This is a genomic window from Enterobacter cloacae complex sp. 418I7, assembly GCF_050030705.1.
GTDB lineage: Bacteria > Pseudomonadota > Gammaproteobacteria > Enterobacterales > Enterobacteriaceae > Enterobacter > Enterobacter intestinihominis.
The window spans coordinates 4564939-4577538 of the sequence record NZ_JBLGUU010000001.1; the positions used below are offsets into that span (position 1 = coordinate 4564939).

Annotated in this window: 9 protein-coding genes; 4 read left to right on the plus strand and 5 right to left on the minus strand. The window is 57.6% G+C overall.

Features of this window, described 5'->3' with window-relative positions; genetic code table 11:
- Positions 1-56 precede the first annotated feature (56 nt).
- From katG to metB, 4 genes are all read right to left on the minus strand, one after another.
- Positions 57-2237 (minus strand): catalase/peroxidase HPI, encoded by a 2181-nt coding sequence (gene katG, locus ACQG0S_RS21960; RefSeq protein WP_023298895.1) that lies wholly within the window; start codon positions 2235-2237, stop codon positions 57-59.
- 144 nt (positions 2238-2381) lie between these two features.
- The gene (gene metF, locus ACQG0S_RS21965; protein ID WP_022649792.1) at positions 2382-3272 is read right to left on the minus strand and encodes a methylenetetrahydrofolate reductase; all 891 of its coding nucleotides are present in this window, start codon (positions 3270-3272) and stop codon (positions 2382-2384) included.
- 270 nt (positions 3273-3542) lie between these two features.
- The gene (locus ACQG0S_RS21970; protein ID WP_023298896.1) at positions 3543-5975 is read right to left on the minus strand and encodes a bifunctional aspartate kinase/homoserine dehydrogenase II; all 2433 of its coding nucleotides are present in this window, start codon (positions 5973-5975) and stop codon (positions 3543-3545) included.
- A 2-nt stretch (positions 5976-5977) separates the two neighbouring features.
- Positions 5978-7138 carry a cystathionine gamma-synthase gene (gene metB, locus ACQG0S_RS21975; RefSeq protein WP_017383102.1) on the minus strand — a complete coding sequence of 387 codons (1161 nt, stop codon included), beginning with the start codon at positions 7136-7138 and terminating at the stop codon, positions 5978-5980.
- Positions 7139-7413: 275 nt separating this feature from the next.
- Here metB and metJ point away from each other — a divergent pair, with 275 nt between their 5' ends.
- On the plus strand, positions 7414-7731 hold the full coding sequence (gene metJ / locus ACQG0S_RS21980; protein WP_006179183.1) for a met regulon transcriptional regulator MetJ: 318 nt from the start codon (positions 7414-7416) through the stop codon (positions 7729-7731).
- Positions 7732-7779: 48 nt separating this feature from the next.
- Here the strand turns inward: metJ and rpmE are convergent, their stop codons facing one another.
- Positions 7780-7992 (minus strand): 50S ribosomal protein L31, encoded by a 213-nt coding sequence (gene rpmE, locus ACQG0S_RS21985; protein WP_003862040.1) that lies wholly within the window; start codon positions 7990-7992, stop codon positions 7780-7782.
- Positions 7993-8192: 200 nt separating this feature from the next.
- Between rpmE and priA the strand changes: the two genes are divergently transcribed.
- The 3 genes from priA to ftsN all read left to right on the plus strand — a co-directional run bounded on the left by priA (position 8193) and on the right by ftsN (position 12594).
- A complete protein-coding gene (priA, locus tag ACQG0S_RS21990; RefSeq protein ID WP_048966387.1) occupies positions 8193-10388 on the plus strand; it encodes a primosomal protein N' in 2196 nt (731 codons plus the stop codon).
- A 119-nt stretch (positions 10389-10507) separates the two neighbouring features.
- Positions 10508-11533 carry a DNA-binding transcriptional regulator CytR gene (gene cytR, locus ACQG0S_RS21995; protein ID WP_048966386.1) on the plus strand — a complete coding sequence of 342 codons (1026 nt, stop codon included), beginning with the start codon at positions 10508-10510 and terminating at the stop codon, positions 11531-11533.
- A 92-nt stretch (positions 11534-11625) separates the two neighbouring features.
- Complete coding sequence (gene ftsN / locus ACQG0S_RS22000; protein ID WP_017383099.1) at positions 11626-12594, plus strand: cell division protein FtsN; 969 nt, start codon at positions 11626-11628, stop codon at positions 12592-12594.
- Positions 12595-12600 lie beyond the last annotated feature (6 nt).

A 12600-nucleotide genomic window follows, 5' to 3' on the forward strand; every position in this document is an offset into this window, starting at 1 on the left:
ACATGGCACTTTAATTTGTAGGCCGGGTAAGGCGTAGCCGCCACCCGGCACAAGGGTTACTTCACGTCAAACCGATCCAAATCCATCACTCGCGCCCATGCGGCAACGAAGTCGCGGACGAACTTCTCTTGTGCATCGCTGCTGGCGTAAACTTCGGCCAGCGCGCGGAGGACAGCGTTGGAACCGAAGACCAGATCGGCGCGGGTGGCGGTATATTTCACTTCCCCGCTGGCGCGATCGCTACCGGCAAACAGCTCGTTTGAGTCGTCGGTCGCTTTCCACTGGGTGTTCATATCCAGCAGATTGACGAAGAAGTCGTTGCTCAGCACGCCCTCGCGGTTAGTAAACACGCCATTCTTGCTGCCATCGAAGTTTGCACCCAGTACGCGCAAACCGCCGATCAACACCGTCAGTTCCGGCGCGGTCAGGGTCAACTGCTGGGCTTTGTCGATCAGCAGCGACTCCGTGGTGGACACATCCACCTGCGCGCGATAGTTACGGAAACCGTCGGCAATCGGTTCGAGCAGGTTAAACATCTCGATATCCGTCTGATCCTGACGCGCATCCACACGACCTGGAGTGAACGGTACGTTGACGTAAACGCCTGCCGCTTTCGCCGCCTGCTCAACGCCCACGACACCCGCCAGCACAATGATATCGGCCAGTGACGCTTTGTTGGTGGTGCGCTGGATCGCTTCCAGAGCCGGTAATGCCCGCACCGCCGCGGCGTTAACGTCCCAGTCGCGCTGAGGTGCCAGCGCCAGACGCGCGCCGTTAGCGCCGCCACGCTTGTCGCCGCCGCGGAAGGTCGATGCCGACGCCCAGGCCACGGAAACCAGCTCGCTCACGGAGAGACCCGAGGCCGCGATTTCCGCTTTCAGGCTTTCAATATCTTCCTGCGTCGGATGGAACACCGGCTGAGGCAGCGGATCCTGCCAAATCAGATCTTCTTTCGGTACTTCCGGGCCGATGTACCGCGCTTTTGGCCCCATATCGCGGTGGGTCAGCTTGAACCACGCGCGCGCAAAGGCTTCGTTGAAGGCCTGCGGATCGTTCAGGAAACGACGGGAAATTTTCTCGAATTCCGGATCAAAACGCAGCGTCAGGTCGGTGACCAGCATGGTTGGCTTGCGTTTTTTCGACGGGTCGAACGGGTCAGGCATAATTTCCGGCGCATCCACGGCTTCAAACTGAATTGCGCCCGCCGGGCTACGCGTCTGCACCCATTCGTATTTGAACAGGTTCTCGAAGAAATAGTTGCTCCACTGGGTTGGGGTTTGAGACCAGATAACTTCCAGCCCGGAGGTGATGGCGTCAGCGCCAATACCGGTGCCGTGCGTGCTGGCCCAGCCCAGGCCCTGCGCTTCAATAGGCGACGCTTCAGGGTCAGTGCCCACGTGCGTGGCTTCGCCTGCACCGTGCGTTTTACCGAGCGTATGGCCGCCTGCAATAAGCGCAACGGTCTCTTCGTCATTCATGCCCATGTTGCCAAAGGTAGCGCGGATCGCCGCCGCCGCAGACAGCGGTTCACCACTGGCGTTTGGCCCTTCCGGGTTAACGTAAATCAGGCCCATTTCTGTGGCGGCCAGCGGGCGCTTCGCCAGCGCTTCCGGGTCACGGTGAGTCAGCCAGGCTTTTTCATCGCCCCAGTTCACGTCCAGATCCGGTTCCCAGACGTCTTCACGCCCGGCACCGAAACCAAAGGTGCGGAAGCCGGAGTTCTCCAGCGCCACGTTACCCGCGAGGATAAACAGGTCGGCCCAGGAGATTTTTTGTCCGTATTTTTGCTTAATTGGCCACAGCAGACGGCGAGCCTTATCCAGGCTGACGTTATCAGGCCAGGAGTTCAGCGGCGCAAAACGCTGCTGACCGCGACCGGCACCGCCGCGACCATCAACGGAGCGATAGGTACCCGCACCGTGCCAGGCCATACGGATAAACAGGCCCGCATAGCTGCCCCAGTCGGCAGGCCACCACGGTTGTGAGTCGGTTAACAGTGCTTTGAGATCGCCCTTAAGGGCGGAATAGTCGAGCTTACTGAATTCTTTACGGTAGTCGAAGTCTTCACCCAGAGGGTTTGAACGGCTGGAGTGTTGATTAAGTAAATCGATGCGGAGTTGTTTAGGCCACCACTCTTTGCTGCCGGTACCTGCACCCGCGCTGTGATCGACGCCGCCCTGGTGGAACGGACATTTGCCGGCGGATGCCGCGTTATTGGTCTCGTCTGACATGCTCATCGCTATGCTCCCTTTACAGTGTTACCGTTACGATATACACCACTAGCGATAAGAGATAGTTGAATTAATCCACAGATTCGATAGCTAATACCTTTTAACTTTCTGTTCGAGTAAAAAACCCTCACTTTATGAGGGATTTTTACTTTATAACGCCGGGCGGACACCCAGCGTATGGCAAATGGCGTAACTCATCTCCGCGCGGTTAAGCGTATAGAAGTGGAAATCCTTCACCCCTTCACGGCTTAAAATCTTCACCATATCCATCGCGATATTGGCCCCCACCAGCTTGCGTGTTTCCGGGTCATCGTCCAAACCTTCGTACATTTTGGACATCCACAGCGGAATGCGCACGTTGGTCATATCCGCGAATTTCTTCGCCTGTTTGAAGTTCGAGACCGGCAGAATGCCAGGGATGATTTCGACATCAATACCCGCCGAGACGCAGCGGTCGCGAAAGCGTAAATAGCTTTCCACATCAAAGAAGAACTGAGTAATGGCGCGATTGGCACCTGCGTCCACCTTACGCTTCAGGTTAAGCAGATCCGCCTGGGCGCTTTTCGCTTCCGGGTGAACTTCCGGGTAAGCGGCAACGGAAATATCAAAGTCAGCAACGTCTTTCAGCAGGGCAACCAGATCGGTGGCGTACATGTCCGGCTTACCGCTCCCCGGCGGCAGGTCGCCGCGCAGGGCAACGATATGACGAATGCCGTTGTTCCAGTAGTCCTGAGCAATCGCGCGCAGTTCATCAGGGGTGGCGTCGATACAGGTGAGGTGCGGTGCCGCTTCCAGACCGGTTCGGTCTTTAATGCCCTTAATGATGCTGTGCGTGCGGTCACGCTCACCGGAGTTGGCGCCGTAGGTCACGGAGACGAACTTCGGCTTCAGGCTGCTCAGGCGATCGATAGAGCTCCACAGGGTTTGCTCCATTTCACTGGTGCGCGGCGGGAAAAATTCAAAAGAGACGTTAATCTGGCCGTTTACTTCGGCCAGGCTCTGATTCAGGGCTTCCCGCTGGTTGGCGTGAAAAAAGCTCATACCTTACCTCTATCTTTCGCGTGTCATTGTTTGTTGTGTTGTGAACTTCTATACGTTTAGACGTCCAGATGTAAAAATGACGGAAAAGCGGGATGACGTCAACAGAAATAATCAACATTAACGGTGAGGTTTGTTCAGGGAAGATGAAGGGGATTCATGATGGGGGGTGAGAAGGCCCCTCACCCCAGCCCTCTCCCCAAAGGGGCGAGGGGGGAAAGACCGCACCGAGCAGTCCCCTCTCCCCTAAGGGGAGAGGGTTAGGGTGAGGGGTTACAGTAGCTTAGCCAGGCGATTAATGTCGGACTGAATGGCTCCGGCGGTCACATCGCGCCCCGCACCCGGGCCACGGATCACCAGCGGGTTATCGCGGTACCAGCGGCTTTCGATGGCGAAGACGTTATCGCACGGCAGCAGCGCCGCCAGCGGATGTTCAGGACGTACCGCCTCCACGCCCACGCGCGCTTTACCGTTCGCCTCGAAGCGCGCCACGTAACGCAGCACCAGGCCCATCTCGTTTGCCGCTTCCAGACGTTGCACCATCTGCTCGTTCAGCTCGTCGCCGTTCTCAAAGAAGTGATCGACAGATCCTTCCTCGCAGCCCGCAGGCACCAGAGACTCAACGCGAACCTGGCCAGGCTCAATGTCGTAGCCCGCTTCACGCGCCAGGATCACCAGCTTGCGCATCACGTCTTTACCGGCAAGGTCGACGCGCGGATCCGGCTCGGTTAAGCCCTGCTGCCACGCCTGATCCACCAGGTCGGTGAACGGCACGGTGCCGTCAAATTGCAGGAACAGCCAGGAGAGCGTGCCGGAGAAGATCCCGCTCAGCGCCAGAATGCTGTCGCCGCTATCAATCAGATCGCGCACGGTATGGTTAACCGGCAGACCTGCGCCAACGGTGGCGTTATACAGCCAGTGACGACCCGTTTTTTCGAACGCGTCGTGGATCTGGCGATATTTATCAGTGCTGCTCGCGCCTGCCAGCTTGTTGGCGCTGATGACGTGGAACCCGTGGCTGGCAAAATCCAGATACTGATCGGCCAGTTGCTCGCTGGCGGTAACGTCCAGCACCACCAGATCGTCGTAAGGGTGCGCGCGCATCCACAGGAACAGCGACTCTTCGTCCTGCTCAACCGCTTCATCGTTAAAGAAGGCCAGCGCCCGACTGGCGTCCAGCCCTTCGTAGTTCAACAGGCTGCGGCGGCTGTCCACCACGCCTGCCAGAATAAACTCAAATCCGGTACGCGCCGAAAGCGTCACCTGCTCGCGGGCGAACAGCTCCAGCCAGCGGGAACCGATGTTCCCTTTCCCGAACAGTACCAGGCCGATGCGTTTTTCCGCGCGGAACAGGGAGGTGTGCAGGCCCTGAATCAGGCTTTCGGTTGGCCCCTTGCGCAGAACGGCAACCAGGCTGATGCCCTCTTCCGACTGCCAGGTGAACTCCACCGGCTGCCCTTTCAGCTGCTGCCAGAAGCGGTGGCAGTGCAGCGGGTTACGGGTGACGCCCGCGCCCACCATTGCCACCAGCGCCAGTCCCTGACGCAGGCGAAGCTCGCCCGGCAGTCCCGCTTCATCCAGAATCTTCAGGGCGCTGTCCACTACTTCAGCGGTATAGCAGAACTGCAACAGCTGGCGATCGTTATGCACGCCAACGGCCAGCGGACGCACTTGGGCACGTTTCAGGATGGTGTCGATATCTTTGTGCGCCAGTTTGAAATCCTGGCCCGCAGGCACCTGGAACTCAATCAGGCAGATGTCATCGTGGCTGGTGACAATGCGCGCGCCCGTACCGGATGCCAGCACGCGCTCGATGCGAGTGGAACCCTGATCCGGCGTGTAGCTACAGCGTAGTTGCAGGTCGATGTCGCTGCCGGAAACCGGCTGTAGCGTGCGCGCGTGCAGCACTGGTGCCGCCAGACGCGCCAGCTCGCTCGCTTCGTCGAGACGCAGCAGCGGCAGCAGGCAGGCATCTTTTACTTTGCGCGGGTCCGCGCTGTAGACACCGGCCACGTCGCTCCAGATGGTGACGCGGGACACGCCCGCCAGGGCGCCAATCTGCGTTGCCGAGTAGTCAGAGCCGTTACGGCCCAGCAGTACGGTTTCACCTGCGTTGCTGCGACTGATAAAGCCGGTCACTACAATACGTTTACCCGGATGTTGCACCAGCAGCTGTTGCAGCAGCGGGTAGGACAACCCTTCGTCTACCTGCGGCTGTGCGGCGCGTTCGGCACGCAGGAAATCACGCGCGTCGAGCCAGGCGGCTTCCACGCCAAGATGTTGCAGCACGGCGGCCATCAGGCGCGCAGACCACACTTCACCATGGCCAACCACTTCCGCATACACCGCATCGGTAATGCCGCTGTCCAGCAGAGCTGCCAGACGCTCAAGGTCGTGAGTAAAGGCGCTTATCAGCCCGTCCGCCACGTCCGCAGGCAGCAAACCGGCAATCAGTTCACTCTGGTAACGACGTAAGGACTGTTGCACCTGATGCGCAGAGAGGCGATCGGTCTGGCTCAGTTTCAGCCAGCTAATCAGCTGGTTGGTGGTGCTGCCCGCCGCAGAGACAACCATCATGTCCCCCGGCTGTGAATACTCGGTCATGATCCCTGCGACACGCAGATAACATTTCACATCAGCAAGACTACTACCACCAAACTTGTGCAGCTGACGACCCTTCGCCCCTGCCTGCGCTATCACACTCATGATTACCCCTTGGCTGCGACCCGGAAGCCATTTTCCAGATCGGCAATTAAATCTTCAGAATCTTCAATACCGGTCGAGATACGCAGCAGCGTCTCGGAAATCCCGGCGGCGGCACGTGCTTCGGGTGCCATACCTGCGTGCGTCATGGTTGCGGCGTGGGAGATCAAGCTTTCTACTCCCCCTAAGGATTCCGCCAGCGTAAACAATGACAACCCGCTCAGGAAGCGACGCAGCGTTTGCTCGTCACCGTCCAGTTCAAAACTTAACATCGCGCCAAATCCTTTCTGTTGGCGCGCGGCAATCTCGTGCCCCTGGTTTTCCGGCAGCGACGGGTGATAAAGCTTCTTCACCAGCGGCTGGGTTTTCAGGAAATCCACGATCGCCTGGGCATTACGCTGCGCGACGTCCATACGCGGTGACAGCGTGCGGATGCCGCGCAGCAGCAAATAGCTGTCGAACGCGCCCGCGGTGACGCCAATGTTATTGGCCCACCATGCCAGTTCAGTGACAACATCAGGATCTTTGGCAATCACCACACCCGCTACCACGTCAGAATGGCCGTTCAGATATTTCGTGCATGAATGCAACACCAGATCGGCACCCAGTGCCAGTGGGTTCTGAAGGGCCGGACTGAGGAACGTATTATCCACTACACTTATCGCTCCCGCATCCCTTGCGAGCTGACAAATTTTCGCAATATCGACTACGCGCAACAATGGATTGCTTGGACTTTCCACCAGAACCAGCTTCGGCTGTTCGGCTAACGCCTGTTTCAGCGCCTGTTCGTCGTTTTGATCGACAAACAACACGCGGTAGCAGCCACGTTTCGCCAGGCTATCAAACAGACGATAGCTGCCGCCGTAGCAGTCGTGCGGCGCCACCAGCAGATCGCCAGGTTTCAGGAACACCGTGGTCACCAGATGAATGGCAGACATGCCGGTATTGGTTAATACCGCACCTGCGCCGCCTTCCAGTTCCGCCAGCGCGCGCTGGGTGACGTCACGCGTAGGATTGCCGCGACGCGAGTAGTCATGCGCGCGGGGTTCATTAAATCCGGTGAAATTATAGGTGCTGGAGAGATGAATTGGCGGGACAACGCAGCCGTACTGCTCGTCATCATTCAATCCGCTACGCACTGCGATGGTGGCCTGTTTACGCGTCATGGTGAGGCTTCCTGGCGAATGAGGTGAAAAGTCAGGCACCAGAGTAAACATTGAAAGTATGGACGTCAATACATCTGGACATCTAAACCTCTTTGCGTATAGATTGAGCAATGCGCAAATAGCCGTTAAAATTATATGCTTTAGGACACGCTACAGCGGCAATATCCGTGCCTCGGTATCGTCTCTACGGTAAACTACGCAAGATTACGGTTCAAAACTGATGGTTACCGGTTTTGCACCTTTAGATTAATGACTGAGAGGATTAAAGGTATCTCATGGCTGAATGGAGCGGCGAATATATCAGCCCATACGCTGAGCACGGTAAGAAGAGTGAGCAAGTCAAGAAAATCACGGTGTCCATTCCTCTGAAGGTGTTGAAGATCCTCACCGATGAACGTACGCGTCGTCAGGTGAACAACCTGCGTCACGCCACTAACAGCGAACTGCTGTGCGAAGCGTTCCTGCATGCGTTTACCGGCCAACCGTTGCCGAACGATGACGATCTGCGCAAAGAGCGCAGTGACGAAATTCCAGAAGAGGCGAAGGTGATCATGCGTGAACTGGGTATCGACCCGGATACGTGGGAATACTGATAAGCGGATACAAAAAAGGCACCTTGCGGTGCCTTTTTTTCGGGAAACTTATTTAGCGCCCGGGATGCTGAAACGCTTGTTGAAGCGGTCAACACGGCCACCGGTTGCAACATCACGCTGCTTACCAGTGTAGAACGGGTGGCATTTGCCGCACACGTCCAGGTTCAGATCGTGACCCACGGTAGAGCGGATCTGGATAGAGTTACCGCAAGAGCAGTTTGCAGTAATCATTTCGTATTTCGGGTGAATATCTTTTTTCATGGGAGAACCTCAGTTAAGGCCGCGTCGCTCTTCCAGCCCTAACGCCAGACACCACGCGATGTTGAATGTAAGTTCTTTGGCGTAAAGTACACCAAAGGCGGCGAATCATACAGAATTTAACCAACGTATGCAAACTGATCCGCACGCCGCTTTCACTAATGTGTATACTAACGCGCCACTTTTCAAGTCAGGAAGATTCGATGCCCGTCGCTCACGTTGCCCTGCCCGTTCCGCTTCCCCGCACCTTTGACTACCTGCTGCCCGACAGCATGAGCGCCAAAGCGGGCTGTCGCGTGACCGTGCCGTTCGGTAAACAGCAGCGCGTGGGGATCGTCGTCTCCGTCAGCGATAAAAGCGAGCTGCCGCTTACCGAGCTGAAATCGATCGTTGAAGTGCTGGACGATGAACCTGTTTACTCTCAAAGCACCTGGCGACTGCTGTTGTGGGCGGCAGATTATTATCACCATCCTATTGGCGACGTATTGTTCCACGCCCTGCCGATTATGCTGCGTCAGGGTAAGCGCGCCAGCCATGCGCCAATGTGGTACTGGTTTGCCACCGAGCAGGGTCAGGCGGTCGACATTAACAGCCTGAAGCGCTCGCAAAAACAACAGCAGGCGTTGGCCGCGCTACGCCAGGGGAAAATCTGGCGCCATCAGGTCGACGAGCTCGAGGTGAGCGAAACCGCGTTGCAGGCATTAAGGAAGAAAGGGCTGAGCGAGCTGGCCAGCGAAGCACCTGCCCTTCACGACTGGCGCGACGGCTTTTCCGTCTCGGGCGATCGCCTGCGTCTGAATACCGAGCAGGCCACCGCCGTGGGCGCGATTCACAGCGCCGCCGATCGATTCTCCGCCTGGCTGCTGGCGGGCGTCACCGGCTCCGGTAAAACCGAAGTGTATCTGAGCGTACTGGAAAATGTGCTCGCGCAGGGCAAACAGGCGCTGGTAATGGTGCCGGAAATCGGCCTGACGCCGCAAACCATCGCCCGTTTCCGTGAACGCTTTAATGCGCCCGTTGAGGTTCTGCACTCCGGCCTGAACGACAGCGAGCGCCTCAGCGCCTGGCTGAAAGCGAAAAACGGCGAAGCGGCGATTGTGATTGGCACCCGTTCCTCACTCTTTACGCCGTTTAAAAATCTCGGCGTTATCGTGATCGATGAAGAGCATGACAGCTCCTATAAACAGCAGGAAGGCTGGCGCTATCACGCCCGCGACTTAGCCGTGTACCGCGCCCACAGCGAGCAAATCCCCATTATTCTGGGGTCCGCCACCCCCGCGCTTGAAACGCTGCACAACGTTCGCCAGCGTAAATACCACATGCTGCGCCTGACGCGCCGCGCGGGGAATGCCCGTCCGGCCATTCAGCATGTGCTGGATCTGAAAGGCCAGCAGGTGCAGGCCGGGTTAGCGCCTGCGCTGATTAACCGCATGCGCCAACATTTGCAGGCGGGCAACCAGGTGATCCTGTTCCTGAACCGCCGCGGCTTCGCGCCTGCGTTGCTGTGCCACGACTGCGGCTGGATTGCCGAGTGCCCGCGCTGCGATCACTACTACACCTTCCACCAGGCTCAGCGCCATTTACGCTGCCACCACTGCGACAGCCAGCGTCCGGTACCCCGTCAGTGCCCGTCCTGCGGCTCAACGCACATCGTGCCGGTGGGTCTGGGGACGGAGCAGCTCGAACAGGCGCTGGCGCCGTTCTTCCCTGATGTGCCCATTTCGCGTATCGACAGGGATACCACCAGCCGCAAAGGGGCACTGGAGCAGCAGCTGGCGGAAGTGCATCGCGGCGGCGCGCGCATCCTGATTGGCACTCAAATGCTGGCGAAAGGGCATCACTTCCCGGACGTGACGCTGGTCGCTCTGCTGGACGTCGACGGCGCGCTGTTCTCCGCGGATTTTCGCTCCGCCGAGCGTTTCGCACAGCTTTATACCCAGGTTGCTGGTCGCGCCGGTCGAGCGGGTAAGCAGGGCGAAGTAGTGCTGCAAACGCACCATCCTGAGCACCCGCTGCTGCAAACGCTGCTGCACAAAGGCTATGACGCCTTCGCCGACCAGGCGCTGGCCGAACGTCAGACGATGCAGCTTCCTCCGTGGACCAGCCACGTCATCATCCGTGCGGAAGATCATAACAACCAGCAGGCGCCGCTATTCCTGCAACAGCTGAGAAATCTCCTGCAGGCCAGCCCACTGGTGGATAATCAGCTGTGGATTTTAGGCCCGGTACCCGCGCTCGCCCCGAAACGCGGTGGCCGTTTCCGCTGGCAACTCTTACTTCAGCACCCTTCGCGTATCCGTTTACAGCAGATCGTCAGCGGCACGCTGGCGCTGATTAATACCCTGCCGGAAGCGCGAAAAGTGAAGTGGGTTCTGGACGTCGATCCGATTGAAGGCTGAAGACGGATCGAAAAATTTAATGCGCCTCACACTTTTTATGAAAATTCTGTAACCGATTCCATTAACTATCTGTAAAAATGGTGCGGTCCGCAGTTCGGTGTTCAGGCGAGGAGAAGACGTTGAAGTCCAGGAAAGAGGTTGCCTCGGCGACCATGAAAGACGTTGCCGAGAAAGCACAAGTCTCAACAGCAACCGTGTCCCGCGCATTGATGAACCCTGACAAAGTCTCCCAGTCGACCCGAAACCGGGTTGAAAAGGCGGCGCTTGAGGTCGGTTATTTCCCGCAAGCCATGGGGCGCAACGTTAAACGCAACGAATCCCGCACCATCCTGGTGATCGTGCCGGACATCTGCGATCCCTTCTTCAGCGAAATCATCCGCGGCATTGAGGTCACGGCCGCCGCCCAGGGCTATCTGGTGCTGATTGGTGATTGTGCCCACCAGAACCAGCAGGAAAAAACATTCATCGACCTGATCATCACCAAGCAGATTGATGGCATGCTGCTGCTTGGCTCACGCCTGCCGTTTGATGCCAGCATTGAAGAACAGCGCAATTTACCGCCAATGGTCATGGCGAACGAATTCGCGCCGGAGCTGGAGCTGCCGACCGTTCATATCGATAACCTCACCGCTGCGTTCAACGCCGTGAACTATCTTCAGGAGCTGGGGCATAAGCGTATCGGTTGTATTGCCGGACCAGAAGAGATGCCGCTGTGTCATTACCGGTTGCAGGGCTACGTTCAGGCGCTTCGCCGTACCGGGGCTGTTGTCGATCCGCACTACATTGCGCGCGGTGATTTCACCTTTGAAGCGGGCGGGCAGGCGCTGCAAAAATTGCTTGCCTTGCCAGAACCGCCTACCGCGGTCTTCTGCCACAGCGACGTGATGGCGCTGGGGGCGTTATCCTACGCCAAACGTCACGGCCTGCGCGTGCCGAAGGACCTGTCGATAATCGGTTTTGATAATATTTCGCTTTCGGAGTTTTGCGATCCGCCGCTTTCGACTGTTTCGCAGCCGCGGTATGACATTGGCCGGGAAGCGATGCTGCTTTTGCTGGATCAGCTGCACGGTCAAACAGTTAGCAGTGGGTCACGACTACTGGATTGTGAGCTGATTGTGCGCGGCTCTACCCAGGCATTAACTTAAAGTAAATACCTTTCGACACCCTTATCTGGTCAAAGCCCCGTCGCTTAAGTAACATGGCGGGCTGACGAACGAATAAATACAGCGAAACGATAGTGGCACAACGAGATTATGTACGTCGCGGCCAGCCGGCACCTTCGCGACGCAAAAAGAGTAGTTCAAAAAGCAAGCAACGTAGCCTGTCTGCTGTCTCCCCAGCCATGGTCGCCATTGCTGCGGCTGTGCTGGTGGCCTTTATTGGCGGCCTCTACTTCATTACGCATCATAAAAAAGAAGAGTCTGAAGCCCTTCAGGGTAACAAGGTCGTCGGCAACGGCCTTCCTCCGAAGCCTGAAGAGCGCTGGCGCTACATTAAAGAGCTGGAAAGCCGCCAGCCTGGCGTACGTGCGCCTACCGAGCCTTCTGCCGGGGGTGAAGTGAAGAATGCCGATCAGCTGACGGACGAACAGCGCCAGTTGCTCGCTCAGATGCAGGCGGACATGCGCCAGCAGCCTACGCAGCTGAACGAAGTACCGTGGAACGAACAAACCCCGGCGCAGCGTCAGCAAACGTTGCAGCGCCAGCGTCAGGCACAGCAGCAAACGCAACAGCAGCAGTGGACGCAGACGCAGCCGGTACAACAGCCGCGTACACAACCGCAGCAGCAGACGCGTACCGTACAAACGCAGCCTGTTCAGCAGCAGCCGAAAGCCCAGCCGCAGAAGCAAACAGCACAGCCGTATCAGGATCTGTTGCAGACGCCTGCACATACCACTGCGCAACAGCCAAAAACGCAGCAGGCTGCGCCGGTCACTAAAGAGACCGAGGCACCAAAGCAGACGGCTGAGAAAAAAGATGAACGCCGCTGGATGGTTCAGTGCGGTTCGTTTAAAGGCGCCGAACAGGCAGAAACGGTGCGAGCTCAGCTGGCATTTGAAGGATTTGACTCACGCATTACCACCAATAACGGCTGGAATCGCGTGGTGATTGGACCGGTCAAAGGCAAAGAAAACGCAGACGGCACCATTTCCCGTTTGAAAGTGGCTGGCCACACAAACTGCATTCGACTCGCCTCCGGGGGTTGAAACCCC